Annotated in this window: 29 protein-coding genes; 16 read left to right on the plus strand and 13 right to left on the minus strand. The window is 63.6% G+C overall.

What is annotated here, in order from left to right; all coding sequences use genetic code 11:
• Positions 1–130 precede the first annotated feature (130 nt).
• From AB4136_RS28170 to AB4136_RS28185, 4 genes are all read right to left on the minus strand, one after another.
• Entirely contained in the window at positions 131–286 is a 156-nt protein-coding gene (locus AB4136_RS28170; protein ID WP_441931901.1) for a DUF1419 domain-containing protein, read from the minus strand.
• A gap of 174 nt (positions 287–460) precedes the next feature.
• Positions 461–1,228, minus strand: coding sequence for a hypothetical protein (locus AB4136_RS28175; RefSeq protein ID WP_137901529.1), 768 nt, complete (start codon positions 1,226–1,228; stop codon positions 461–463).
• Positions 1,229–1,301: 73 nt separating this feature from the next.
• The gene (locus AB4136_RS28180) at positions 1,302–1,691 is read right to left on the minus strand and encodes a hypothetical protein (protein ID WP_137901530.1); all 390 of its coding nucleotides are present in this window, start codon (positions 1,689–1,691) and stop codon (positions 1,302–1,304) included.
• 206 nt (positions 1,692–1,897) lie between these two features.
• The gene (locus tag AB4136_RS28185; RefSeq protein WP_137901607.1) at positions 1,898–2,821 is read right to left on the minus strand and encodes a DUF3991 and toprim domain-containing protein; all 924 of its coding nucleotides are present in this window, start codon (positions 2,819–2,821) and stop codon (positions 1,898–1,900) included.
• A 765-nt stretch (positions 2,822–3,586) separates the two neighbouring features.
• Between AB4136_RS28185 and AB4136_RS28190 the strand changes: the two genes are divergently transcribed.
• The 3 genes from AB4136_RS28190 to AB4136_RS28200 all read left to right on the plus strand — a co-directional run bounded on the left by AB4136_RS28190 (position 3,587) and on the right by AB4136_RS28200 (position 5,164).
• Positions 3,587–3,898, plus strand: a complete 312-nt coding sequence (locus tag AB4136_RS28190) for a hypothetical protein (RefSeq protein WP_081758552.1) — start codon at positions 3,587–3,589, stop codon at positions 3,896–3,898.
• 369 nt (positions 3,899–4,267) lie between these two features.
• Positions 4,268–4,891, plus strand: a complete 624-nt coding sequence (locus AB4136_RS28195; RefSeq protein ID WP_137901531.1) for an acyl-homoserine-lactone synthase — start codon at positions 4,268–4,270, stop codon at positions 4,889–4,891.
• A 27-nt stretch (positions 4,892–4,918) separates the two neighbouring features.
• On the plus strand, positions 4,919–5,164 hold the full coding sequence (locus AB4136_RS28200; RefSeq protein WP_024921636.1) for a hypothetical protein: 246 nt from the start codon (positions 4,919–4,921) through the stop codon (positions 5,162–5,164).
• A gap of 12 nt (positions 5,165–5,176) precedes the next feature.
• On the opposite strand, the gene AB4136_RS28205 is transcribed toward AB4136_RS28200, so the two are convergent.
• The 8 genes from AB4136_RS28205 to AB4136_RS28240 form a co-directional block, all read right to left on the minus strand.
• Positions 5,177–5,866, minus strand: coding sequence for an acyltransferase (locus AB4136_RS28205; protein ID WP_137901532.1), 690 nt, complete (start codon positions 5,864–5,866; stop codon positions 5,177–5,179).
• Positions 5,863–6,327: a hypothetical protein gene (locus AB4136_RS28210; protein ID WP_441931904.1), complete on the minus strand. Its 465-nt coding sequence runs from the start codon at positions 6,325–6,327 to the stop codon at positions 5,863–5,865. The genes AB4136_RS28205 and AB4136_RS28210 overlap by 4 nt, the downstream gene beginning before the upstream one ends.
• Before the next feature lie 27 nt (positions 6,328–6,354).
• A complete protein-coding gene (locus AB4136_RS28215; RefSeq protein ID WP_393986237.1) occupies positions 6,355–6,903 on the minus strand; it encodes a hypothetical protein in 549 nt (182 codons plus the stop codon).
• Between the two features lie 119 nt (positions 6,904–7,022).
• On the minus strand, positions 7,023–7,574 hold the full coding sequence (locus AB4136_RS28220; protein WP_137901535.1) for a hypothetical protein: 552 nt from the start codon (positions 7,572–7,574) through the stop codon (positions 7,023–7,025).
• Positions 7,571–8,140 carry a thermonuclease family protein gene (locus tag AB4136_RS28225; protein ID WP_393986238.1) on the minus strand — a complete coding sequence of 190 codons (570 nt, stop codon included), beginning with the start codon at positions 8,138–8,140 and terminating at the stop codon, positions 7,571–7,573. The genes AB4136_RS28220 and AB4136_RS28225 overlap by 4 nt, the downstream gene beginning before the upstream one ends.
• Positions 8,141–8,144: 4 nt before the next feature.
• Entirely contained in the window at positions 8,145–8,483 is a 339-nt protein-coding gene (locus AB4136_RS28230) for a single-stranded DNA-binding protein (RefSeq protein ID WP_137901537.1), read from the minus strand.
• Between the two features lie 26 nt (positions 8,484–8,509).
• On the minus strand, positions 8,510–9,112 hold the full coding sequence (locus AB4136_RS28235) for a thermonuclease family protein (RefSeq protein WP_137901538.1): 603 nt from the start codon (positions 9,110–9,112) through the stop codon (positions 8,510–8,512).
• A 1-nt stretch (position 9,113) separates the two neighbouring features.
• Complete coding sequence (locus AB4136_RS28240; RefSeq protein ID WP_137901539.1) at positions 9,114–9,605, minus strand: hypothetical protein; 492 nt, start codon at positions 9,603–9,605, stop codon at positions 9,114–9,116.
• Between the two features lie 133 nt (positions 9,606–9,738).
• On the opposite strand from AB4136_RS28240, the gene AB4136_RS28245 reads away from it, so the two are divergent.
• The 13 genes from AB4136_RS28245 to AB4136_RS28305 all read left to right on the plus strand — a co-directional run bounded on the left by AB4136_RS28245 (position 9,739) and on the right by AB4136_RS28305 (position 22,652).
• The gene (locus tag AB4136_RS28245; protein ID WP_441931908.1) at positions 9,739–10,404 is read left to right on the plus strand and encodes a lytic transglycosylase domain-containing protein; all 666 of its coding nucleotides are present in this window, start codon (positions 9,739–9,741) and stop codon (positions 10,402–10,404) included.
• Positions 10,405–10,417: 13 nt separating this feature from the next.
• Positions 10,418–10,720 carry a TrbC/VirB2 family protein gene (locus AB4136_RS28250; RefSeq protein WP_006023715.1) on the plus strand — a complete coding sequence of 101 codons (303 nt, stop codon included), beginning with the start codon at positions 10,418–10,420 and terminating at the stop codon, positions 10,718–10,720.
• Positions 10,717–11,013, plus strand: a complete 297-nt coding sequence (locus AB4136_RS28255; RefSeq protein ID WP_006023716.1) for a type IV secretion system protein VirB3 — start codon at positions 10,717–10,719, stop codon at positions 11,011–11,013. Before AB4136_RS28250 ends, AB4136_RS28255 begins: the two co-directional genes overlap by 4 nt.
• 7 nt (positions 11,014–11,020) lie before the next feature.
• Positions 11,021–13,432, plus strand: coding sequence for a VirB4 family type IV secretion/conjugal transfer ATPase (locus AB4136_RS28260; protein ID WP_137901541.1), 2,412 nt, complete (start codon positions 11,021–11,023; stop codon positions 13,430–13,432).
• A complete protein-coding gene (locus AB4136_RS28265) occupies positions 13,429–14,331 on the plus strand; it encodes a hypothetical protein (RefSeq protein WP_137901542.1) in 903 nt (300 codons plus the stop codon). The genes AB4136_RS28260 and AB4136_RS28265 overlap by 4 nt, the downstream gene beginning before the upstream one ends.
• Positions 14,332–14,342: 11 nt before the next feature.
• Positions 14,343–15,053 (plus strand): type IV secretion system protein, encoded by a 711-nt coding sequence (locus tag AB4136_RS28270; RefSeq protein WP_137901543.1) that lies wholly within the window; start codon positions 14,343–14,345, stop codon positions 15,051–15,053.
• A 76-nt stretch (positions 15,054–15,129) separates the two neighbouring features.
• Entirely contained in the window at positions 15,130–15,321 is a 192-nt protein-coding gene (locus AB4136_RS28275) for a hypothetical protein (protein WP_137901544.1), read from the plus strand.
• Positions 15,322–15,523: 202 nt separating this feature from the next.
• The gene (locus AB4136_RS28280) at positions 15,524–16,654 is read left to right on the plus strand and encodes a type IV secretion system protein (RefSeq protein ID WP_137901545.1); all 1,131 of its coding nucleotides are present in this window, start codon (positions 15,524–15,526) and stop codon (positions 16,652–16,654) included.
• Positions 16,651–17,364, plus strand: coding sequence for a virB8 family protein (locus tag AB4136_RS28285; protein WP_137901546.1), 714 nt, complete (start codon positions 16,651–16,653; stop codon positions 17,362–17,364). The genes AB4136_RS28280 and AB4136_RS28285 overlap by 4 nt, the downstream gene beginning before the upstream one ends.
• Positions 17,361–18,164 carry a P-type conjugative transfer protein VirB9 gene (virB9, locus tag AB4136_RS28290; protein ID WP_137901547.1) on the plus strand — a complete coding sequence of 268 codons (804 nt, stop codon included), beginning with the start codon at positions 17,361–17,363 and terminating at the stop codon, positions 18,162–18,164. Before AB4136_RS28285 ends, virB9 begins: the two co-directional genes overlap by 4 nt.
• A 6-nt stretch (positions 18,165–18,170) precedes the next feature.
• Entirely contained in the window at positions 18,171–19,517 is a 1,347-nt protein-coding gene (virB10, locus tag AB4136_RS28295) for a type IV secretion system protein VirB10 (protein ID WP_137901548.1), read from the plus strand.
• Complete coding sequence (virB11, locus tag AB4136_RS28300) at positions 19,480–20,517, plus strand: P-type DNA transfer ATPase VirB11 (protein ID WP_137901549.1); 1,038 nt, start codon at positions 19,480–19,482, stop codon at positions 20,515–20,517. Before virB10 ends, virB11 begins: the two co-directional genes overlap by 38 nt.
• Positions 20,514–22,652, plus strand: a complete 2,139-nt coding sequence (locus tag AB4136_RS28305; RefSeq protein ID WP_137901550.1) for a type IV secretory system conjugative DNA transfer family protein — start codon at positions 20,514–20,516, stop codon at positions 22,650–22,652. The genes virB11 and AB4136_RS28305 overlap by 4 nt, the downstream gene beginning before the upstream one ends.
• A gap of 149 nt (positions 22,653–22,801) precedes the next feature.
• Here the strand turns inward: AB4136_RS28305 and AB4136_RS28310 are convergent, their stop codons facing one another.
• Complete coding sequence (locus tag AB4136_RS28310) at positions 22,802–23,530, minus strand: helix-turn-helix transcriptional regulator (protein ID WP_137901551.1); 729 nt, start codon at positions 23,528–23,530, stop codon at positions 22,802–22,804.
• Positions 23,531–23,850 lie beyond the last annotated feature (320 nt).

Raw genomic sequence — 23,850 nt, forward strand, 5'->3', positions numbered from 1 at the left:
TCGCCCTTGGCGAGAGGACAAGAATTTGATGGCTTTCCTGAACGCCCTTTAGCCAGAAAATTAGGTTGCGGCGCTGGGTGAACTTTAGCTGATCAGCCAAGCTACGATCACGTCGCCGCAACATAACCGTCTACGCAACATATTCGAACCACTCTCCAGCGAAGAGCTGTGCGCATTCACCTGCGCCATAGGCGGGATCGCCGCGATGGCGGTTGAACATGCGGTACATCTCATGGCGCGTGGCGACGCCCTGGAAGACCTTGCGGATTGTCGGGACGGCGTGCATGGTGGCTCCTTTCAGCCTTGCGGGCCGAAGCGCGAGCGATCGCCTGATCCCTCATCATTTCAGCCCTTCATCACGCCTTCCCGCGGGCCGCCTCTCCGGTCCGGCGGGTCAAGGGCCGCGGCACGCGGGCGAAGCCTCCCTTGACGCGCCGGCCGGGCATGCGGCATCGCGCCTTCATTCCTCTTCTTTCCTCCCTTCTTTTTCCTCCTCCGCGAGACGCCGCTCGGCATTGCCGATCGCGCCGAGCGCGGCCTTGAAGAGCGCCGAGCCTCGTTCCTCCGCGAGATCCGTGGCGGCCACGGCGGCGAGGCTCGCGGCGTGGATGTCGTCGTCGCTCACCGCATCCGGCGACAGGCGCGTCAGCGCACCGTCATAGGCGATGACCTCGCCGATCATCGTGCGCACTTCGGCTTCGTCGAAACGCAGGAGCACATGACTGGGCGGCGCGGCCGCCGCGGCGGCTTCGTCGCGGAATTGCGTGATCATCTCGTCGGTCGCGCAGGATCGGATCGCGTCGGCGGTGATGAGGGTGGCCATGCCGCCGAATCCGTCCGGACGCATCCGCGAGCAGGTGAACGCCGACGTCACGACGATTTCCCCGAGCGTTGGCGATCGCCGCACGATGTCCTGGAAGATCGTCGCCCATGACGTCATGGATAGGTCGAGCTCGATGTGGGTGTCGGCATCGGCGGTCTCCGCCAGGCGCTCTGCGGCGATGGAGTCGAGAACGCAGTCGACGCCGGCCGAATCCCGGTGCGCGGCGCGCAGCTCGGCTGCGTCGACCTCGATGCACTCGGCGGGGCTTTCCTCGGCGAAGAAATAGAGCCCGTCGCCGTCAGGCTCGGCCTCGAAGATGTGCGCGAGCACGAGCCGCTCGAGCGGCGTCATGTCGGGGTTGGAAATCGTCGTCTGCACGACGGTCGGCACGAAGTAGCTGGCCATGTCGGCCTCCTGAAAATGACAAAGCCCGGCAGGGCCGGGCGTGATTGCGGGGATGGTGGATGCCGGCGCCGGATCAGTCCGGATCGCGGGCGCCGGCGAGGATGGCTTCGGCCTTGGCGATCGCGGACACGGCGCGGTCCTGCCAATAGGCGCGATCCGACGCCTCGGCGCCGCTCAGCACCTTCACCAGGCCGAGCAGCACCTCGAAGTGATCGGCCTTGCGCTGCACGGTCTCGCGATAGTGCGATGGGACCGGCACGGACGGGCCCCTATAGGCGCTATCGCGGCCTTCCCAGACGCCGGTGACATAGGTCTCGCCGGCGGTCTCGTAGTCGTGCTTCTCGTTGTCCCAGTCGTCGTCCTCGACGGCGAGCCGGCAGGCCTCGGCGAGGCTCTCCGCCTCGTAATTGCGCTGCCGATAGACCGGCAGGCGATAGGTGGTTTCGATCGTGAAGATGGGCATCGGAGTCGTCCTTCCCTTCGGGTGTTGAAGACACCCTCGGGGCGGCCGCCTCTCCGGTCCGGCGGGTCAAGGGCCGCTGGCCAAGCGGGCGAAGCCCCCCTTGACCCGCCGGCCGGGCATGCGGCAGCGACGCCATTCCCTCTTTCCGCCGATACCCTCTTGCCCGCTTCGTCGACCCTTCGAGCGGTAGGGTTGAGAGCGGGTCGTCAGCCGGCGGCCGCAAGCGGCTCAGCGAGCCGGGCGAGCAGCAAGTTCAGGTCCTCGTTCCAATCGCCGGCGCGCGGTCGCGCGCGTGCATAGGTCGCGCTCGTCTGGGCCGCGATCGCCTGGACGCGCTCGGCATAGACATCACCCTGGCGATTGTTGTCGGTCGCCGCGACGAGATGCGTGTTCGGTCGTGCCGCCAAGCGGCGGATCGAATCCTCACTTGCAGGAGACCAGCCGCCGCCGGTGCTGACGTAGAGCGTATCGTGCCGCATGACCTGGATCGCGGCGAGACTCATGGCATCGATCGCCGCTTCAGTGATGCAGACGCGCGCGGCGGCCGACGGGCCGAGCCGGAACAGCTCTTTGGCCCCGCCGGTCGCATATCCGCGCCATTGGGGGCCGCGCTCCTCCCAGCCGACCACGATGCCGTTCTCGCTGCGATGAGCCGCCCACATGCTGCCATGCGGCCCCTCGCGGACCATGCCTTGGCCGACCGCCACGGCGACGATCGTATCGGGAAGCCCGCGTGTCTCGGTGAGATAGCGCCAGGTCGCCGAGCCTGACCTCGGCAGACTCCGACGCGCCCAGCGGTCGGCGATGGAGCTAAGCGGGGAGGACCGGACCTCGCGCTGCCACGCGAGCGGGGTGGGCACGAACCCGACCAGGGACGCGACCCATGCGCAGGCTTCGGGAAAGCCCTGCGCACCGAGATGCTCGGCGAGATCAAACACGTCGCCTTTCGCGGTCGACAACGGGTCAAACCAGCCGCGATCGTTGTGAATGACGATAATGATATTGGCATCGCGGCGGAATTTCACGGCGCGCCGCGTGCTCTCCTTTAGATCGATTTTCCAGCCGTCCTGTTGAAGCAGCGCGGCGCAACCGACCTTGCTTCGCAGTTCTTCGATTTCCCTTTTCTCCATCGCCTTCACCGGGCGCGCATCGCACATACCCCGGTCCCTTCTTCGGTTGACCTGCCTCGCCTTATCCCGAGGGCACGGCGCCCGTCTGCCGCGAAGCGTGCCGGATGCAAGGGCGCGCTGGCAAGCCGTCGCGGCCCGAGATCTCGACCGCGGCGAAGCCTCCCTTGCATCCAGCAACGCGCCAGCGGCATCGATCACCAATTCGACAAAACGGGCACCACGTACTTTGCCGGCAACCTGCGCTCTGGTCGGAATTGGCATGCGGAATGAGAAGCCGAGATCAGCGAAGCCCGGCGGCCTTTTGGGTGGAGGCGAGCGAACGGGCGTCTGGTGTGGTGACGAAGTCGGCGAACGCGGTAGGTCCGCGGCCTATATTCGCCCTCGCTCGCCAGCGGCGGCGACGGAGATCACACACAATCGACGAATTCAAGCTTCAGACTCATCGGACGACGCGAGCGCTCCTTGCCTGGCAATCGATGGTTTACCGAAATTGATCTAGAAGCCGAGCGAACGAACGGTTATGAGTCGAGTGGGGCAGTACGCGCTGCCCTGGGGCGTCGAAACCCCTGCTAGCGGTTGGTGCCGGCCGACACGGCACCGCACTCCTTGACCTTATGGTCGGGGAGCCTGTGGCGTATGCAACAGGTTCACCCGAACTAAAGGCCACAGGGCCGTCTAGCACGGTTTCGAACTCCCCGATCACCAAGAGTCAGAGAGGGTTCGTTTGCGGGGGCGTACCGCAGGCACCTCCCCACGGAGGATCGAGTGATCAGGGCCAAGGCGCGAGGGCGCACTTCTCTTGAATCGCGCACGATTGAGGCTCATCGCGCCTATGTGCAGGCGTTGGTGGAGTGGGAACGGGTTTTTCACCTCGGCACCTGCTCGGTCTGCCGCCCCGAGGGTCTCACCGACGAAGAGCACGGCATTCAGTGCGAATTGGCCGAGGCGCAAAAGGAGCGGCGGCGGATGACTTTTCGGGAACGCTGCGACGAATTGGGCTACATGCCGTCAGGGGCAAAAACCTCGCTTCCTCTTCACGCGTCTTGTGGAGCGGTTCCGCGAAGACGAAAAAATTGATTGGCGCAAAGAACCGGGCCGTGGTGCAAAATCTGGCTTTGCGATGCCCCGGCGTAGCGTTATTGGCTAGCGCCGTGTTTATTCGGCGGGTTTCAGGGTCAAAATCTTAGCACGACCAGAAGCGGATCAAGAACAAAGGCAGATGACCTGGCGACCTTTATAGCGATGATAGTGTCGCCGCGATCGCACCTGAGCTAAGTCCGCCGAAGAGTTGCCGTACTAATAGGCGTTTCGTTTTTTCACTTATTGAAATATCTCCAAGAACGGACAACGCGCGCGCTAGTCTGATTGCAATGGACCTTTGTGCCCATACCGCGCTGGCGATGGACATGACCAACTCGGCTCTGTCATCTGGTCGAGGTGCATTTCATGCTGATGGTCATTCCAGGCTCGGACGTCGGTCGATACGAGACATTGATGGACCGCGCCTTTCGGTTTCGGCATTCAATTTTTGTCGAAGAAAAGGGCTGGGAGGAACTGCGCCAGCCGGGCGGTCGCGAGCGCGATCGATTCGACGATCGGCATGCAATCCATCACATCTGTCTGCGCGACGAGGAGATCGTCGGCTATCAGCGGCTGTTACCAACCACTCGCCCGCATTTATTGAGCGATGTGTTGACGGATCTGTGCCGGCACACGCCGCCACGCGGCGAACATGTGTTCGAGTGGACACGCTTCAGCGTTGCGCGTAGCTATCGCGAACACCGACCGCGAGGTGACAGTCCCTTTCTCGAACTCGCCCAAGGCGTCGTCGAATGGGGCATTGAGCATCAGGTTGACACAGTCACGGTCGCGATCGACTGGCGGTTGATGCTAATCGCGATGCAATTGCGGTTCTTCGTCCGATCACTCGGTTTTCCCCAGCGTATTGGCCGCGACGAAGTTGTTGCCCTGCGCATGTCCTTCAACCGCGAGACCCTTGAAACAATCCGGGCCGCGCGAGGCTCCAACGAGTCGGTGCTGCCGATGTCTAACTGGCCGTCAGTTGCCTGATGGTCCGTATCAGCATGGAGTTATTCTATGATAAGAACTGCGGATACCAAGATCATCGCTCACGAACTTCACGCCCGCTATGAACATTCGCGGGCAGTGACGCTGATCGGTCGCACCTTGCAAAAAGCTCTGTTCGCCGGGCGCTCCGACGAGGTTGTGTTTTGGGCCCTGGTTCATGCTCATTATCGTGGCGGAGATCTCTGTTCGTCGACCGAGGAGGAACTCAATTATTTTGCTCCCTGGATCATCCGCGACCCTTCCGAGAAAAACTGATTTGGGCGGTACCTAGACGTCTGTCGGATTGACGATGATCGACGCTGTCGATGGCGGTGGCGGATTGGCGGCTATACCGGTCGAGGTCGGAAAATCGCCCGGCCCGGTCGGCGTCTGCTGGCAAACCGCCGACTGGTCTCCGGTGAAGCAGGAGGCGTCATATCCGGCGCCGCGGATGAGGTAGCTGCATACGCTTACCCCGTTGCCATCCTTGACGTTGCGGGCATTGCAATCGCCGCTCGCAGCGTAGTTTGCGAGCTTCCCGCGCTGGCCGCAGCCGAACTGGCAGGCCATGAGGATGGAAGATTGGTCGATCGTGGCGCAGCGGCCGCCGTAACATACCTGCTGTCCGATCAGCGAGGTCATGCCGTTACTCTGCGCCTTCGACCACTCATTCTGTTCGTACCGGGTCCAGGCGGCGACTTGGGCGGAGGGGTCGTTGAGAAAGCTTTGCGCGCTGCCGCTGTAATAGCGTTCGAAGGTGCCGGGGCAAAATTGGAATGCTCCGAGGCAGCCGAACTGATTTGTGGTGCCGAAATTTCCTTCGCTGCTGGACACTTTCGCAGCGAAATCCGCACAGTTCGACGGGATGCCCGCCGCAGTAAGATTGGCGGCTGATTCTCCGGCGAACGCTGCCGCCCCCGACAGACACAGCAGGAGACCCGCATCGGCCAGGATGCCGCGAACGGCGCGCGCTGTCATGGCTTGCCCTCCGGAATCGCAAAGGTGAAATCGCCGTTGACGAGCGTCTTCCCGTCGTCGGTCAACGCGAAGGGACGCTGTGCGAACGCCGCCTGCGCCTGGTCGGCGGCCATCGCGGCGAAGCGCGGATCATCAGGAGGCACGATCTGATGCATCATATCGTCGACCAGGACGGTCGGCTGCTGATGGGGGGCGACGCGCACAAGGCGGGTAGGGCAGGTGCCGGATGTGCAGTCGTCGTTCCAAATCTGCGAGATCAAGAAGTCGCCGCGCGGCGTGCGCAATTCATATTCGTGAATGGTCACGGTGCCGGACGAGCCGGCCGCGAGCGCATCACCCGTCCAGACCTTGTCGGGGTCCTGGGTCACGTTGCGATACGAGGTCTTGTATCTGAAAGCCGCGTCGGCCGCGGCTGCTGGCACCGCGCCGACAAGGGCGGTCGCAGCAAGCAGACAGATCATCCGAGAGTGCATTTTCTATTGTTCTCCTCAATCCGCGTCGCGGCGGTTCAGCGGCACATCCAGCGAGCAGCCGTCGACAGCCTTATGGTTGACGATCATGCCCGTCTTCAACGTCCGGTTCGGAACGTCGTAGGATGCATAGGCCGCGGACACCGTCGGATCAGGCGATGCGCCTGGCTCAAGCTCAAGGAAGCAAGCGCGGCCGCCCTCGAGAGTGCGCACCTGGATCCCCTCGTAAATCGCAATCCGCATGGGGCAGAGCTTCACCGTCGCACGCGCCTGCGGCACCGCGGTCTTGATCGTGCATCCAATCGCCGTGTTGAGGATACTGAGGACAACGGAACGACCGCGGCTCCAGATGACGAAATGGGCTTCGGTGACGGGCGCATTGCCGCCCGCGAAGCGATGATCCCCACGCTGCCGATAGCCTTGGTTGTTGCGTTCGATCGCGTCCTTCCAGATGTCGGTGTAGGTGGCGGTCGCGCGAGAGGGCAGCTGAAGATCCGCATATGCCATCGGTCGCCACGTCCCCGGATCGGGCGTCACCGTTTGCGCGCGGGCTTGGGTGTTCATCATCCCTGCGATCTCCATCGCCAGGACAAAAATGGCAGAGCTGCGAAAGGCCGGCGATGTACCTTTAATACAACATCTAATATAATGACTCAACTGCCTTGCCGCGCTCATTGTGCCGCCTGCTATTCGTAGCGGTCGCGGCCGGGCAGCCACCGCCAGAAATCCTTCGGCGAACGCTCCCGATTGCGCCATGGCACCACGCTGCGCGGCGGGTAGACGGGCTGCATGTTCCAGACGTCGCCGTAGTAATAGAAATTTACCGCTTCGCGGCGAAGGCGACGGCCACTGCCGTCCAGAAAATCCGTCGCGCAATGGACGACGGGACCACGGTAGCGGATCACACGGGCGGTTTGTTCGTCCAGCGCGCCCGGCTTGCACCCGAACAGCCACACCGATGCGGGGAAGTTGCCTTCCCTGGCAGAGCCGGCGAGAAGCCGACGATAGGCCGCGTTCGCCTCCGGCTGGGTCGGATAGGGAAAACGCTCGGTAAGGATGGGGGCAAACGTCGACCGATCGGGGGCATATTCCAGACGGCCGGGCTTGACGGCGGCGGGCGTGTACATCGGTTCGCGCGCGGGCGGCCCATAGTCCGTCACCGGCCATGGCTGCGGCGCGGCGCAGGCTGACAGCACGAGCATGATGGGAAGAGAGAGAACGACGGCGATACGGCTCATGGCGTTGTCTCGAACCGGGCGAGCGGCGGCGCGGCCGGGCGTTTGGCACGCCACTCCCAGGGCATCTGGAATGTGCTCGACCAGAGCCCCCGATAGGCTTTGCGCGCGTCCTGCTCGGCTTGGACGTAGGCACGGATCGCCGGGTCCCTGTCCGTTCCGGGGAGCGCTACGGCGATGCCGGCGCGCAACATATCGGCAGCGATGTCGGGATGGCCCGCCGTGGCGCACCGCACCAGGTGCTCTGACGCCTCGTCCCGCAATGTCCTGCAGGCGAGCCAGGCGTTGAGGGTCGCCGTGACGAGCCACGATGTCGCCATCGTGCCGCACGGCCAGCGCTGCCTGCCCAAGCGCGCGGTCTGCTCCGGCGCGCAGGTATCAATGCCGTAGAGCCGGTAGGCCGCGCCCGTCTCGATATCGCGGAACCGCACCCCATCGATGACCTCGACCCGCAGCGGCGGCGATTGAAGCGGCAGCTGCGGCGCGTAAATGCCCTCGTTCCGATCGGCCGGCTGCGCGCCAGCCTCGGTTGTCGTCGCGGTCGCCAGGAGCGAGATGGCGAGAAACACGGTGTCACGCCGCGGCATCGTCGCGCGCACCGAGATCGAGCTTGTGGAAGACGTTGGCGATGATGTCGGTCGTGTAGATCGTCTCGCCGTCCTTCTTGTAGGAGCCGTCGGCGATGCGGCATTCGGCATAGACCGGATCGCCTTTCGCGACATTGGCGATGACCCAGGCCGCGGCTTTTTCATTGAGGATGCTGACCGTTACCCAGTCGGTCTCCTCGTGCCGCTCGCCCTTGGCGTCAGTCCACCCGCGGTCGGTCGCGATGTGGACCTTGGCGGCTTTGTTAAACGCCTTCGGCGCCTGCCCGACAAAGCCACGGACGATGAAGAGATTTGTGGTTCGCATGGTCGCTCCTCGTGCTGACGTTGATCCTATGGGGTCGCTGGGTTTGCTCCTGGCATCCCGGACGCGGGAGCAGGCGAAGCCTGCCGCAGGGCGCGCAGAATGATCGCGTTCGGATCGGGGAGGTCGGCGAACGCCCACAATCCCGCCTTGGATCTCTGGGCTACGAGCTGGGCCACGAAGTACGGCGCGTGAACCGGCTGGCCGTCCGGTTTGAGCGCGGCGAAGGCGAAGCCGGTTGAAATCAGAGCTGTGCCGAGATCGATGCGGGAGCCCGCCGCGGCGCCCTTGCTCGGGCTGGCCAGGCAGAACACGAAGACGGTTCGCAGCTGCGGCGATTCGGCCGCGTCGTAGCACTGCGGTCTGAGATCGCGAACCAGTGCGACAAGCATGGCGAGCGAAGCCTCGCCGCAGTCGCGCTTGAGGCCGTGGCCGTTGGTGAAGCTCGTGTCACGCAGGCAGGCCTGGACGCCATAAAGACGATAGGTCACGTCGCCGGCCGACCAGCTGTCGCCTGTCAGATAGATGGCGTCCGCTGGAACTGGAAACCAGGGCGACGCGGATTGCGCCGTCACCATTGTTGCGGTGAGTGGCAGGGCCAGAATCGCGGCCATCAGCCATGCCCGGCCCATTCTAGTAGCCCTGCAGCGAGAAATAGAAGCGCTGCACGCCGTTGGCCGAGCTGATGTCGACGTAGTAGGGCTCGCTGCGGCGCTGGCGCGGCGTCGTCGGATAGGTCGTCGTGCAACCGCCATCGCTTCCTGAGCACACGCGCTCGGGCTTGGACAGATCGGCGCACAACTCTCCGCTGGCGGATGGCGATGTTTCTCCGCCCGGCAAGCCTGCGACCGGTGTTAGGCCTACCGGACAGGCTTCGTAAGGCTCATAGCCCGGGCCGCTGGCATGCCCTTCAGAACAGGTCGGCCAGCCGCCGCCGCGGGCGAGCCGGCGAAACAATTCCTGCATGACCGGCACGCAGTAGGGGATGCTGGACCATCCCGGATTGCTGGCCGCCGCGCACAGCAAGACCTTGCACCCGAACGAAGCGTCCTGCGCCGCCGCAGGTGGGGCGGGTTGCACGAGGCCGAGGCTGAGGCCGGCCAGCAGGACTGAGCAGCGTTTCATTCCATCCCTCCGGATCGAGCTGGGGACGTCATTCACTAACCTGTTGCCAAGGTAACAACATCTAATATATTGTCTATTGAAAAGTGGAGAGCCTAGGGGCATGTCAAAGCGAATCGCGGCGATCGGATTGGGGATGATGGTGGCCTGCGCCGGCGCAAACGCTCAGGACGCAGCGAACGTTTCGCACCTCGCGACCGTCGATGCCTCCGGCCGCGTCATTCCACTGGACACGCCGCGATTCCGCCTCGACGCGAATGAAGCGGCGCGGCCGTGCGGCGGCGCGAAGGCGATGGCGCCCGACGACGCGCGAGCGCTGGTGGCACGCATCGCCACAGAGGAGAAGTTCTCGCCCGAATTCGCTCAGTCGGTGGCGAAGAGCGAAAGCCAGTACAACTCGATGGCGCTCTCCGGAAAGGGGGCGTTCGGCCTGATGCAGCTGCTTCCGCAGACCGCGCAGCGCTTCAACGTCGACCTCTGCAGCCCCGCCGATAACGTGCGCGGCGGCATCCGCTTCCTGCGCAGCCTCCAAGACAAATACAAGAACCCGTTCTTTATCCTCGCCGCCTACAACGCCGGCGAGGAAGCCGTCGCCAAGAGCCGTGGTGTTCCTCCCTATCCCGAGACCGTCCGGTTCGTCGCCCAAGTCATCAACGATTTCTACAGCTGGCCGGATCCTCGCGGCGCTGGCGCTCTCGCGTCCGCCCAGCCTGACGTCGTCGAACTCGCCACGCGGCCCGATGCGGCGCGTCCCCAAGCCGGAAGGCATTGGAACGATGGTTTCGTCATGCACGTCGATTGACAGGGAGGACTAGATGACTCGATGGATTTCGCGCACGCCCCTCGCTCTGAGCCTTGTGGCGCTCAGCGTCGTCGACGCCGCGGCACAGTCGGGCGGGACGCTGCAACCCGTGCAATCCACGCTCACGCAGTTGGTTCAGGCTTTGACAGGCCCGATCGCCACCGCGCTGGCGACACTGGCCGTCATCGCGTGCGGTCTGTTCGCCTGGTCCGGCCGTCTGACGTGGGGCATCGCCGGTAGCGTCATTTTCGGCATCGTTCTGGTGTTCGGCTCGGCGCAAATCGTCCAATTCTTCCAGTCGGCGGTCGGCCAATGACCGAAGCCGAGCTCGATGATCCGCTTATCACCCCGCTGGTCAAAGCCCTCACTCGCGCGCCGACGCTGATGGGCGTGCCGTATATGTACTTCATGTTCAACGGCGTGGTCTCGAGCGTGTGCTTCCTTGTCACCCACAATCTCTTCATGCTGCTGGTCGCGATTCCGCTCCATCTGTTCGGCTACGTGATGACTCTTCGCGACGACCGTATCTTCGAGATCCTGTTCGTCCGCTCGACAAGATGTCCGCCCCGCTCGCGCTCCTTCTGGGGCGCCGACAGCTACGCCCCGTGAGGCTGCCATGGTCGCCCGCGCCCTTCTCGACGAGCTCACCTTCGGCGCCGTGTCCCGCCGTGAGCGACCGGTGGCGTCGCACATTCCCTATACCCGCCACGTCGACGATCACATCCTCAAGACGCGAGACGGCCTGCTCCTCACGGTGTTGAAGCTCGACGGCTACTCGTTCGAGACATCCGACATGAGCGAGGTCAACGCCCGTCTGCTCGGCCGCAACGACATCGTCCGCACACTCGCCAACTCGCGCTTCGCGCTCGCCGCGCACATCATCCGGCGCGAGGTGCAACCACGGATCGCGTCGACCTTCGACAACGCGTTGTGCCGCGAGATCGACGAGCGCTACGACGCCTCCCTGTCGAAGCGTCGAATGTTCGTCAACGACATCTATCTCACGATCGTGCGCCGGCCGCTCCAGGGCCAGGCCGGAACCTTCGACGTCCTGATGACGAAGGCTCTCGGCCGCAAGGACGAGGCCGGCGAGTCGGTGGCCATTCAGACCGCCCTCAACGAGCTGCGCGATGCCGCGACGGCGGTTCGCGAGAACTTGGCCGCCTATGGCGCGCGGCAACTCGGCGTGGTCCGGCGCGACGGCATCTGGTTCTCCGAGCCGCTGGAATTCCTCGTGCAGATCGTGAACGGCGGCCTACCGCGGCCGATGCATCTGCCCCGCATGGACCTTGCGGACGCGCTCTCGACGAAGCGTCTCTTCTTCGGCCGCAACGCCATCGAGATCCGCGGCGCCAGCCGCGACGACACGCGCTTCGGCGCGATGATCTCGATCCGCGAATATCCGGCGCAAAGTGGTCCCGGTTCGTTCGACAATCTCCTGCGGGTGCCGCACGAATTTATCGCCACCCAGACCTTCGCCATCGTCGATCGGCCGGTCGCCGCCAAGCAGATCGATCGCGTGTCGCGGCAAGTCGATATGTCCGACGAGGCCGGTTCGATCGTCGCGGAGCATCTTGACGAGGCCCGGGACGAATTGCTGGCTTCCGAGGCGATCTATGGCGAGCACCACATGACGGTGATGTGCCTCGGCCGCGATCTCGCCGAGGTAGGCGCGGCCGTGACAGCGGCCGGTGCCGCGCTGACGGATCGGTCGGTGATCTGGGTGCGCGAAGACCTCAATTGCGAACCGGCGTTCTGGTCGCAGCTGCCGGGCAATTTCGCCTATATCGCCCGCAAGGCTGTGATCTCGTCGAAAAACTTCGCCGGCTTCGCCTCGCTGCACAACTATCCGAGCGGGCGCCCCGACGGCAACCACTGGGGCCCCGCAATCTCGGTCTTCGAGACAACGTCGCAGACGGCCTACTATTACAATCACCACGTTCGTGACATCGGCAACTTCACCGTCGTCGGGCCGACCGGGTCGGGCAAGACCGTGTTTCTATCGTTCATCGCGGCGCAGACGCAGCGCATCCAGCCGCGCCCCAAACTCGTCTTCGTCGACAAGGATCGTGGCGCTGAGATCTTTATTCGCGCTCTCGGCGGTCAATATGAAGCGCTCATTCCCGGCGAGCCCACCGGGTTCAATCCGCTGTCGCTGCCCGACTCGGCAGCGAACCGCGAGTTTCTGTACCAGCTGTTCGCCTTCATGCTGCGTCCGGCCAAGGGCGGCGATCTCAGCGCTTCCGAAGAGCAGGTGATCCGAAACGCAATCGCAGCGGCGCTTTCAGCGGGTCCGGACGGGCGGACGCTGAAGGCGTTCTCGACCTTGCTGCGCGGTCGCATCCGGGCGGGGGAGGGGGATCTCCTCGCGCGCTTGGAAAGCTGGATGCGGCCGGATCAGCGGGGCTGGCTGTTCAACAACGATGAGGACCAGTTCTCGATTTCGAGCATCTTCGGCTTCGACATGACGCGGGTCCTCGACGATCCCGTCATCCGCACCGCCGCGCTCATGTACATCTTCCACCGCACCGAGGAGTTGCTCACGGGCGATCCGGTGATGATCTTTCTTGATGAAGGCTGGCGGCTGCTCGACGACGAGGTCTTTGCCTTCTTCATCCGCGATAAGCTGAAGACGATCCGCAAGCAGAACGGCATCATCGGCTTCGGCACGCAATCTGCGGCCGATATCGTCCGCTCACGCGCGTCCAACACGCTGATCGAGCAGACCAGCACCAACATCTTCTTTCCGAATCCCAAAGCCGACGACGAGAGCTATCGTCAGGCTTTCCGCCTTTCGGGCCGCGAGGTCGACTGGATTCGCAGCACCGTCCCCGAAAGTCGGTCCTTCCTGATCAAGCACGGCCGGGACAGCGTCGTGGCCCGGCTGAACCTGTCGAGCATGCCCGACCTTATCAAGGTGCTGTCCGGTCGGACCGAGACCGTGGCGGAGCTCGACGCGCTGCGCGCGCGCGTTGGCGACGATCCAGCGGTGTGGCTGCCGATCTTCCTGGGGAGAGACCCTTCATGAAGACCATCCTGATCAGTCTCGCCGCGGCGGCGGCGGCGGCTTTGGCCACCCAGGCGCACGCGGCCATCCCGGTCGACGACGCAGCACAGCTCAGCCAACATTCGCTGACAGCCAGCACGACGGTCAAACTCGTACCGGTGACGACGCAGCGCAAGGACGCCAATAGCGGCGTCAAATGCGCGGTGACCACGGGCAAGAAGGCCAACGTCACCGATCCGACCGTGAAGCCGCAGGCGGGCGCCGGCAGCCAGGCCATTCGCTCCTATGCGCCGGACATGCCCGCCGCTCCCGATCCTGGGGCGCAAGGCGGCGCGTTGAACAGCCAGACATTGTTTCAGTCGAGCGGCAATGTGGTTGCCGGTCTCGATGCCAGTCGCTCGACGCTTGGCGCCGCGCAGTCAGGGTTTCAGGTCGCGGGCCAGCAGGTCGGCACGGGCTCGACCGTGATGGCGGCGATGGACATGAACAGCGCGGGGCGGCTGCAGAACAACCTTGCCTGGAACGGCGTCATCGATTCGACGAACCTTTGGGTCACCGCCCTGAACGCGCTCAACCTCGCCAGAACGAGCGACATGAGCCGGGCGGCCGGGGGCATGCGGGCGGCGACGGTGACGGGAGGACGGCCCGCCTCCGGTCCGGTCTGTCCCGTGGGCATGATCGGGACCGGCTCGCCGACTGACCCTTGCCGGACGCCGACGGGATGCTCGACCACACCGCCGGGCACGAACCCCGACCCTGGATGCGTCAGCGCCCGCTACGTCGACACCGACGGCAACGTCATCTTTTACCTCGCACAGGCGCAAGGCACACCGACGAACGACGGCGCTTCGACCGGGCCCGGCTTGACCGTGGCCGACGTCGCCGCGGCGCTGGCCGCGATCAACAACGACACCCGCTAGGGAGGATTTTCATGCGCACCATCCTTGCCCTCATCGCCATCATCGTGACCGCCCAATTGTCGCCAGCGTTGGCGCAAGTCCCGGTAATCGACAACGCCAACCTGCAAAAGGCCCAGGAGATCGCAACCAGCACCCAGAAGATCCTGACCGCCGATCAGCAGATCATGCAGTTCACCCAGAAGACGCTGCAAGCGGTGACGGGCGATCGCTCGTCCCAGGCGCAAGGAACGCTCGCACAAATGGCCCTCGGCGGCGGCTTCTCCATGGCGCAGGCGCCCTCCCTCGGATCGGTGATCTCGGGCGGGGCGCTGTCTTTCGCCGGCATGGGCTCGAACTCGCAGAACATCGTGTCGACTCTGATCAATGGCCTGCAGCTCGTACAGACGATCACCGGTCTCACCAGCGGCCAGAGCCACCCCGTGGACACGGCTTACAAGAGTTCCGTGAACGTCGCCGCTACGCTCTCGGGGCTCATCAACTCGACACAGAGCGCGGTGCAGCAGCGATCGAGCGCTTTCAAGCAGGGCGGCCAGCAGATCGGCCAAGCGCAGGATCTGAAAGGCAGCATCGATCAGAATACCCAGGTGCAGGTTCAGACCGGCCTGACGATCAATGAACTGAACGGGGTTGCGAACAATGCAGCCGCTGCGGCGAACCAGGCCAATCTCGATCGCATCGCGGCGGAGTCGGCCGCGGCGCGCGCCATGAAATTCACTCAGTAGCGGAGCGGGCGGCGAGCCGCGAAAAGCTTTCGCGCACGCCGCGCGGGACGGCGCAACACAACATCTGGGGCCCCCCATGTCGAAGGCCATTGTCATCGCGACAGCCGTGGTTGCGCTCGCCGTGGGCGTCGCGGTCGGACGCTACGCGCTCCGTCCATCCTCATGGCCGGCGACGGGCACCGCTGAAACGTCCCCCAACCGGAACGATGCCGCGGAATCCGCCTCGCGGGCCATGACATTCACGCAACCCAAGGCGCCGCCGCAGTGAGATCGGTATCGCTCCTCATGGCCAGCGCACTACTCACACTCGCGCTCGGCGGCTGTGCCTATAAGCCGCTGAAAGCGCCGTGTTCACCCGACGAGGGCGGCGCGCCGCTGGCCTACGCGCAGCTCCCTCCCGCGCCGCCCGCTCGAGCCGCGGTTGAGGCCGTTGACGCCTGCGGCCCGATGCGGCCGATCTGAGGAGCGCGATGGCCAACAATTTCAATATCACTTCGCTACTGCAATCCGTCGACCAGCTTGGCCAGAATTACGTTTCGACGGCATATCAGGCCCTCGCGAACGCGGCGACATCGGGCGGGACAACCGGCGTCGCCGGTCTACTCCTGACGCTTTACGTAATCTTCTGGGGCGTCGGGATCTGGCAGGGCACGGCCAGCGGCGGCCCGACGGATCATGCCTTCCGGCTCTTTCGCGCGATGATGATCTATGTCCTGGCGACCCGCTGGGGAGAATTCCAAACCTTCGTGTATACGATACTGAATGACGGTCCTTCCGCCATCGGCAACGCGCTGCTGAGCGCCGTCACTTCCGCCAACAATACCGGCACCTCGGCCAATCTCACCTCGGTCAACGCCGTCCAGTCGGCCTTGCAGAACATGTGGGACACGACCAATAGCGCGACCGAGGCGTTTCTACAGAATGCCGGCATTACCAATTGGGGACCCTACATCTTCGCCGCCGTTTTCTACGTTGTCATGGCGATCCTGATCGGTTTCGCCATCTTCCTGATCGTGTTGTCGAAGATGTTCATGTGGCTTCTGCTTGCCCTGGCGCCGCTATTCATCATCCTGCTTATGTTCGGCGTCACGTCGCGGTTCTTCAGCGGCTGGATGAGCTCACTCGCGCAGTATTTCCTTGTGCAGGTGCTCGTATACGCCTTCCTCGCCTTCTATGTCTCGCTGATCCAGCAATCGATCGACACGCTGAACGGCGTCGCCAACAGCAAGTCTGCCACATGGGCAACAATCGGACCGGTGGTGCTGCTCGCCATCATCGGCATCCTCCTGCTGAGCCAGATCAATAACATGGCGGCCGCTATCGCAGGTGGCGTCCCGATCTTCGCGCCCCGGCTCGGCGCGGTCCTGGCCACGGCCTCCGGCTACCGGATGGGGGCGGCCGCCAACCGAGCGCGCCTCGCCTTCCGCAATCCGTTCAACCCCGCTTCGATGTCGCGGCGGGAGGAGCTGGCCGCGCGGCAGAGAGCGCGCGTCGGCCTCCGCGCCGCGAGCTGGACGCAGTCCGCAGAGTTCCGTCGGCTCGCCGACCAACTCCGCAACTCCGGCGCACCGCCGGCGCAGGGCGGGGGAGGAAGACCGTGACGGATACCACGACCCAGTCCGACCGGGTTGATCCGCGCTATTATGCCGACGGCGCAACCTGGGAGCATGATATCGCCCGGCGCAACCGCAACTCGCGCGCGCTAGCCTGGATCGTCGCCACCGTGATGACCGTGGTTGCCGTCACCGCGCTCGCCGTGCTGGCGCTCCTCGTGCCACTCAAGACCTACGAGCCTTATATGGTCGTCGTCGACAAAACGACGGGGTTCGTCGAGGTCAAGCGACCGACCGCGGAGGGACCGCTGACGCAGGACGAGGCGGTGACGATGTTCAATGTCGTGCGCTACATCAAAGCGCGCGAGACCTACGATCCGAAGGCGCTGAAGGATAATTTTGATCTCGCCCAACTCCTCGCCGCCGGAGACGCGGCGCGCGAGCTCACCGAGATTTACTCGCCCGCCAATCCCAATAACCCGGTGAAGATCTACGGGACGAACACCGAGGTCAGCGTCACCATCAAGTCGGTGACCTTTCCGAACAACCGCACCGCTCTGGTCCGCTTCTCCACCGACGAAAAGTCGGCCACCAACATCGTGACTCGGCACTGGGTTTCTCTGGTGCGCTTCCGTTACACGTCCGCGCCCATGCGCAACGAATGGCGTTTCGACAATCCGCTGGGCTTCCAGGTGCTCGAATATCGGCGTGACCAGGAATCGGCGCCATCTCCGCGCAGCGTGGGGCAGCAGCCATGATGCGGCCGTCCGCTCTTGCGCTTCTTACCCTCTTACTGTCGACGGGCGCGGCGCTTGCCGAATCGACGCCGCGTCCCGGCCGCCTCGACCCGCGTGTGCGCGACGTCGTCTACAGCCGGGACAACGTCACCGCAATCGACGCCACCTACGGCACGTCGACGATGATCCAGCTGCAGCCTGACGAAAAGATCGAGACGTTGGCGCTCGGCGATTCCATTGCCTGGCGCGTCGAGCCGAACCGAAAAGGCGACATCATCTTCATCAAACCCGTGGAGAAGAACGCGCAATCCAATCTCAACGTCGTGACCGACAAGCGAGTCTACTCGTTCCTGCTGCGCTCGAACACGCGCCCGCCATCGAATCAGATCTACGCCGTGCGGTTTCGCTTCCCGGATGACGAAGCCAGCGCCCGGCTGCTTGCCGAAGCCAAGGAGCGCGCCGCCAATCCGAACTTGAAAGCGCTCAACATCGCGAACGCCAACAGCAACTACGGCTACAAGGGGTCTTCCACCAACAAGCCGGTCGCCGTCTTCGACGACGGCACCAAGACCTGGTTTCGGTTCGAGGGCGAGACGCCGGCGATCTTCATCGTCGACGCGGATCGCAATGAGAGCCTCGTCAATTTCCGGACAGAGGGACCCTATGTCGTCGTCGACAAGGTCTCCGCGCAATGGACCCTGCGCAACGGCCAGGAATCGACCTGCATCTTCAACCGCCGTCTGACCAACGTGCATGAGCCGACAGGCCTTGAGCCTTACGCGCCGCAGCGCGTGGGCGCGGCCACCGCCTCGGGAGGTTGAGCGCGCATGCCGACGGCCGACGATTATCGTTCACTGGAGCTCGAGGCGGCCGCCGCCAGCTCTGTCGCCCGGGGGCGAACCGCTGTCGGCGGTTTCTTGAAGATCGCCATACCGCTTGGGGCGCTGGCGATTGCCGCCTGGCTCATCTACGGATCGCTGGCCCGCCGGACTCCCACGTTGACGACGCCGGACAAAGAAGAATTCACGACCACCCAGTTTCCGGCGCCGTCGCTTTCGACGCCCCGTCCGCAAACCGATCAGGGCACGATCGTCGTGCCGCCGGCGCCGCCCGAACCCGCTCCGCCTGCTCCTCCGGTCGCACCGCCCCTGGCGCTGCCGCCGCCGCCGGCACCGGAACCGCCCCTTGTCGCGGCACCGCCCAACGATGACGAGGCGCGGCGGCTCGCGGAGCTCGAGCGGCAACGCCAGGAGGAAGAGCGACGGCGCTGGGAGCGGCTGCGCGCGCCACAGGTGATCGCTGATAACGCCTCGGCGGCCGCCGCTACGAATGGCGAGGACGGACCTCGTGGTGCGGCAGGCAACGAAGACGATCCCAATAGGCGCTTCCTCGCATCGGTCTCCGCCGCAGGGGTCGAAGTGGCCCGCGCATCAAAGAACGACCGCATCGACGCGCTGGTGGCGCAGGGCACGCTGATCCGCGGCGTGCTGGAAACGGCCGTACAGAGCGATCTGCCCGGCATGGTGCGGGCTGTCGTGACCGAGAATGTCTGGTCGTTCGACGGCCGACGCGTGCTTATTCCGTCGGGCAGCCGCCTGATCGGCGAGTATCGGTCCGGCATCGCCCAGGGCCAGACCCGGGTCTTCATCGTCTGGACCCGGATGTTGCGGTCCGACGGCGTGTCGGTGCAACTCGGTTCGAACGGCGCCGACGAGCTCGGCCGTGCCGGCAACGCTGGCTTCGTCGACAATCATTATCTCGAGCGCTTCGGCTCGGCGATCGTGCTGTCGCTGGTCGGCGGGGGAGCACAATTCCTCAGCGCATACGGACAGAACACCGACGGCTATGGCAACGGCACGGTCATCACGACCACCGACCCCGTGACCGGCGTCGTGACGCAGACCCAAACCGGCGTGAACCAGAACCAGCTTTCCCTGCAGGCCCGTCAGATCGCCGCACAGAACATCTCCCAAACTTTGACCAACATCGCTCAGGAGGCCCTGCGCAACTCGATCAACATTCCACCGACGATCTACCTCGACCAGGGAACGCGGATCATCGTGTTCGTGCGGCGCGATCTCGATTTCTCGGCATTGTATCCCGATCCGGTCAAGGAAGCCCTCAGGGAGCTGAAGCGTGAGCGTAGTGGCGCGAAGCCTGACGGTCTTCATTGATCGCGCGCTGGAGCCGATCCGACCTTGGCTCGAGGACGATCAGGTCGTCGAGATCTGCGCCAATGGGCCTGGGGAAGTCTGGGTCGAACGGTTTGGACAATCGGCGATGGAAAGGCACGAGGTGCCAGCGCTCAGCGAACACGCGATCCGCCACTTGGCCGAGCGCGTCGCGGGTCATTCGGGGCAAAGCGTCAACGAAGAACATCCGCTTCTGTCCGCGGCCTTGCCAACGGGGGAGCGCTTCCAAGGCGTCATTCCCCCAGCGACGACCTCGGGCGGTGCGTTTGCCATCCGCAAGCAGGTCATCAAGGAGATGCGGCTCGACGATTATCGCCGCATGGGATCGTTCGACAAGGTCGCGATGGCCGAAGAGGGCGCCTTGTCCGACGTCGATCGCCGCCTGTGCGAGCATCTCGACGCAGGCCGCATCGAGGACTTTATCAAGCTGGCCGTTGTCAGTCGATATTCGATCCTGCTTTCGGGAGGGACAAGCTCCGGAAAGACGACGTTCCTGAACGCGATACTCAAGGAAGTGCCGGCCGACGAGCGCATCATCACGATCGAGGACACGCGTGAGGTCAATCCGATCCAGAAGAACTACCTTCCCTTGGTGGCCTCGAAGGGGGACCAGGGCGAAGCGCGAGTTACGGTCGAAATGCTCCTGCAGGCTTCCATGCGGCTGCGTCCGGACCGCATTTTTCTCGGCGAGATCCGCGGCGCCGAAGCCTATTCGTTTCTGCGCGCGATCAATACGGGACATCCCGGCAGCATCACGACGGTCCATGCCGACAGTTCGGCCGGCGCCTTCGAACAGCTGGCGCTGATGGTGATGCAGGCCGGGCTTGGTCTGCGGCGTGACGAGATCATCGCGTACATCAAGTCCGTTCTTCCGATCGTGGTTCAACAAACCAAGGTTGGCGGCTGGCGCGGCACATCCGAGATCTATTTCTCGCGCATGCCCGACTGGCGACGCGAGCACGCCGCGAGGTATGACCGATGAGCCGCATCATCGCATTCCGCATTGGCATCGGGCTTCTCGTGCTTCTGGCGTTCTGCTTGTTCTGGAGCCTGGCGTATGAGGTGGTGGTCGCGCTGCGCTGGGCGCCCCACCGGTTCCCGAGCGAGGGCGCCGGCCGCTGGGCGCTGTTCGCGATGCAGAATGCCGACCGCTCCGCCGACTTTTTTCTGGTGGCATGGCGCCATTTTTATGAGCGGCTGGTCTATCCGCCGACGCGCGCCGAGGCACTCATCCGTGCCGGATACGCCGCCGCCGCAGTGGTCGCCCTTGGCCTCGCCGGCGCGCTCTTCGCCTACATCAACCGTCGACAGATGCCGTACGGAGCGGCTCGCTTCGGCAATCTGATGGAAGCGGCGAAGCGGGGTTTGACCAGCAAACGTGGAATCGTCCTCGGATTGCTCAGTGGTGTCACCATCCGTTCCGACGAACCTGCGCATATCCTCGTGGTCGGACCATCGCGGTCCGGCAAAGGGACGGGCTTCGTCCTGCCCAATGGTTATGTGTGGCAAGGTTCGGCAGTCTTCTTCGACCCGAAGCGCGAGAACTTCGAGGCCCTCGCCAACCATCGCACGGCGATGGGCAATAAGGTTTTCATGTTCTCGCCGGGATCGAACGACACACACCGCTACAATCCTCTCGACTTCGTGCGCCGCGACGAGCGCATGGCTACCGACTGTCTCGTGGTCGCCTCCTTCGTCATTCCAGAAAAGGCCGACGACACTTGGGCCGGCGCCGGTCGGCTCTTGCTCTCCGCCCTGATCGGCTATGTGCTTTCCTCGCCGCTGATCGAGGGCGCTCAGCACATGCGCACGGTGGCCCGTATGACGACCACCGGGAAGGACATCTCGACGGTGCTGCGGGCCATCGTCCGCACCGAGCGACAAAATCTGCCGACATGGGTGGTCGACAGCTTCAATCAATACATCGCGCTCGAGCCGGAGACGCGCAACAGCGCGGTCTTCAACGTCAACATGGCGATGAGCCTTTGGAACAACGGTCTCATCTCGGCCGCGACGGAAACCTCGGACTTCGACATCCGGGAGCTGCGGCGCACGCCGATGACAATCTTCATCGGATGCACGATCGCCGAGCTTTCAATCTTCCGGCCGCTCATTCGCATCTTGTTCCAGCAAATCCACGACCTTCTAATGGTCAAGATTCCCGGCGACGACGAGCCGCATCAGGTTCTGCTGATGCTCGACGAGTTCTATCACGTCGGCCGAATGGATTCGCTGATTTCCAAGATCACGATCAGCGCCGGATATGGCTTCCGGATGGCAATCGTCATGCAGGACCTCGCGCAGCTCGACGAGCTTTACGGCAAGAACACCCGCATCACCACAGTCTCTGGCTCGCAGATCAAGCTGTTCATCCAGATCAACGATCTTGAGACTTCGGACTTCGTTTCCAAAATGCTTGGTGAGACCACGCAGGTCTATAAGACGCCGATCCAGCGGCCGGGCCAGGGCATCTTCGCGCCGCGAGTCTGGTCGCCGCACTACACGCCGCGCCCCCTGCGCAGCCCGCTCGAGCTACGGGAAATGTCGGCGCGCCTGTCCATCCTGATGGTAAAAAATTCCCCGTCGTTCGAGCTGACCAAGATCAGGCACTACTTGGACAAGCCATATCGCGGTTATTACGAGCGCGCGAGAAGCGTCCCGCCGCCTCTGCCCAGATTGCGGGTCTGGCAGGATGAATCCCTTCAGGGAGCGATTAACCCCGGCCCCGACACGTCACATCTGGAGCCAACGGAGGCGGCCGCTGCCCGCGCACCGGCGCGATCTGGCAAAGCCTCGCCCCGCCGGCCGGCTCAAACCAGTGCGCCGAAGGCGAAGAGGCCCAGCGCCGCCGCAAAGGAAGCCCGTGCGCCCCTTGTTCTGACCACGGCGCCGGCGCCGGCGCCGCAGCCCCGCAAGGGTCTCGAGCTCGGCGCTGGACCCCCCGCTCCCTCAGGAGAGACCTGCAATGTGCGGGACATTCTTGCTGCGGCGAGGCGGGACGAGGCTGACGATTTCGCGGCAATGATCAATATCGTATTAGATGCACCTGGACCCAGACTTCGCCAGGCAGCGCAGACCCTTAAAGATTTAGATAGTGAGTTCGGAGAAGAGCGCTGAGGCTTTGAGGCGGCTAGAGAGCGCACCGCGAGGGAGGCTAGATGCTTTTCTAAGAGCCCGCGCAGCTACAGTCTCAAAAGCTCCCTTACGTCGCTAAATTCATTTCGCTGAGCCGTGCATCTTATCAATTCTCAGACGCTGCCATGAGTTTACGCGAGGAGTTTGATTCTGATCGCCGTCGCGATGGCGTGCGCCTTGTTTACCGCTCCGAGCTTCTCCCGCGCGGCGGCAACGTGCTTCAAAACCGTTGCGCGGGAGATGCCTAGAATAACCGAAATCTCCCAATCCGTTTTTCCTTCACCCGCCCACACGAGACAGTCCGACTCTCGCGGCGTCAAGGCTGCAGATAGTCGCCTGCGTGCGATTCTGTGATGCAGATAGCTCCCGACCGCGTAGCTTGCGGCGAAATTAAGCGCCGCAACCTCACTTGGCTCCACAGCGTACGCCGGGCCACCGAAAGACACCGCGGCGAGGTCACCTTCGATCGTGGGAATCGGCACGACGTAGCCGTCCCGGAGCCCGAACTCGGACGCCTCTCCACTAATGAGTTTGACGTTCTGTCTTTCACGATCGGTTTTATAGGCGTCAGCCCACGCAAAGGGTGCCCGATCATATATCAATCGAGAGACGATGGGATCACGAAGTACATAGCCGCTGTCGTTGTATCGCTCCGCCCACCCTTCTGGAAACCGCTGAAACAAGATGCGTGAAGGCATTTCGTCCAGCGGAACGGGGCGCAACGGAACAATACCGCCAAAAACAGATGTGAAGCCGAAACTTGCAGCAAATGCGAGCAGACACTCTTCCACTTCGATCGCGCTCTGCGCTTTCTCGACGGCTTCAATGAAACCCACTGTTTGGTAGAATCGGTCCGGCACCTGCGCTCCTCCAAATTTTGTGCATCTCCCTTGGCGATAGCTCCAAGCGTTCCGCTCGGAGGTCGTCGGTAGAGTTGGGTTTCGGATGATCAAATGGGATACGACGTGCGAGTTCGCGTCGAGACAACTAACTCGGGTTGATTGGAAACTATATGCTTGCGGTAGAGCCGCCTCTTGTTCGGTATTGCGCACGTTCGCCCCTGTCTCACCGGGGAAATGCGTTCGCAAGAATGGCTTCTAGCTTGGGATTTCTGTCGCGTTTGCCTGGCTGTTCACAGAGTCACGATTGGTCGCTTTCCCCTTGACGCGAAACCTTTCGA

Source organism: Mesorhizobium sp. 2RAF21 (assembly GCF_052115345.1).
In the GTDB taxonomy this organism is placed as follows: Bacteria; Pseudomonadota; Alphaproteobacteria; order Rhizobiales; family Rhizobiaceae; genus Mesorhizobium; species Mesorhizobium terrae.

Excerpts from the sequence above, each read along its gene's own strand:
- AB4136_RS28265 (WP_137901542.1), top strand. The coding sequence starts at position 13,429 with ATGAAGACCATCCTGATCAGTCTCGCCGCGGCGGCGGCGGCGGCTTTG.
- AB4136_RS28275 (WP_137901544.1), top strand. The coding sequence starts at position 15,130 with ATGTCGAAGGCCATTGTCATCGCGACAGCCGTGGTTGCGCTCGCCGTG.
- AB4136_RS28270 (WP_137901543.1), top strand. The coding sequence starts at position 14,343 with ATGCGCACCATCCTTGCCCTCATCGCCATCATCGTGACCGCCCAATTG.
- AB4136_RS28305 (WP_137901550.1), top strand. The coding sequence starts at position 20,514 with ATGAGCCGCATCATCGCATTCCGCATTGGCATCGGGCTTCTCGTGCTT.
- AB4136_RS28215 (WP_393986237.1), bottom strand. The coding sequence starts at position 6,903 with ATGATGAACACCCAAGCCCGCGCGCAAACGGTGACGCCCGATCCGGGG.
- AB4136_RS28240 (WP_137901539.1), bottom strand. The coding sequence starts at position 9,605 with ATGAAACGCTGCTCAGTCCTGCTGGCCGGCCTCAGCCTCGGCCTCGTG.
- AB4136_RS28245 (WP_441931908.1), top strand. The coding sequence starts at position 9,739 with ATGATGGTGGCCTGCGCCGGCGCAAACGCTCAGGACGCAGCGAACGTT.
- AB4136_RS28185 (WP_137901607.1), bottom strand. The coding sequence starts at position 2,821 with ATGGAGAAAAGGGAAATCGAAGAACTGCGAAGCAAGGTCGGTTGCGCC.
- AB4136_RS28170 (WP_441931901.1), bottom strand. The coding sequence starts at position 286 with ATGCACGCCGTCCCGACAATCCGCAAGGTCTTCCAGGGCGTCGCCACG.
- AB4136_RS28200 (WP_024921636.1), top strand. The coding sequence starts at position 4,919 with ATGATAAGAACTGCGGATACCAAGATCATCGCTCACGAACTTCACGCC.
- AB4136_RS28260 (WP_137901541.1), top strand. The coding sequence starts at position 11,021 with ATGGTCGCCCGCGCCCTTCTCGACGAGCTCACCTTCGGCGCCGTGTCC.
- AB4136_RS28230 (WP_137901537.1), bottom strand. The coding sequence starts at position 8,483 with ATGCGAACCACAAATCTCTTCATCGTCCGTGGCTTTGTCGGGCAGGCG.
- AB4136_RS28255 (WP_006023716.1), top strand. The coding sequence starts at position 10,717 with ATGACCGAAGCCGAGCTCGATGATCCGCTTATCACCCCGCTGGTCAAA.
- AB4136_RS28205 (WP_137901532.1), bottom strand. The coding sequence starts at position 5,866 with ATGACAGCGCGCGCCGTTCGCGGCATCCTGGCCGATGCGGGTCTCCTG.
- AB4136_RS28210 (WP_441931904.1), bottom strand. The coding sequence starts at position 6,327 with ATGATCTGTCTGCTTGCTGCGACCGCCCTTGTCGGCGCGGTGCCAGCA.
- AB4136_RS28180 (WP_137901530.1), bottom strand. The coding sequence starts at position 1,691 with ATGCCCATCTTCACGATCGAAACCACCTATCGCCTGCCGGTCTATCGG.
- AB4136_RS28235 (WP_137901538.1), bottom strand. The coding sequence starts at position 9,112 with ATGGGCCGGGCATGGCTGATGGCCGCGATTCTGGCCCTGCCACTCACC.
- virB10 (WP_137901548.1), top strand. The coding sequence starts at position 18,171 with ATGCCGACGGCCGACGATTATCGTTCACTGGAGCTCGAGGCGGCCGCC.
- AB4136_RS28250 (WP_006023715.1), top strand. The coding sequence starts at position 10,418 with ATGACTCGATGGATTTCGCGCACGCCCCTCGCTCTGAGCCTTGTGGCG.
- AB4136_RS28195 (WP_137901531.1), top strand. The coding sequence starts at position 4,268 with ATGCTGATGGTCATTCCAGGCTCGGACGTCGGTCGATACGAGACATTG.
- AB4136_RS28220 (WP_137901535.1), bottom strand. The coding sequence starts at position 7,574 with ATGAGCCGTATCGCCGTCGTTCTCTCTCTTCCCATCATGCTCGTGCTG.
- AB4136_RS28175 (WP_137901529.1), bottom strand. The coding sequence starts at position 1,228 with ATGGCCAGCTACTTCGTGCCGACCGTCGTGCAGACGACGATTTCCAAC.
- AB4136_RS28280 (WP_137901545.1), top strand. The coding sequence starts at position 15,524 with ATGGCCAACAATTTCAATATCACTTCGCTACTGCAATCCGTCGACCAG.
- virB9 (WP_137901547.1), top strand. The coding sequence starts at position 17,361 with ATGATGCGGCCGTCCGCTCTTGCGCTTCTTACCCTCTTACTGTCGACG.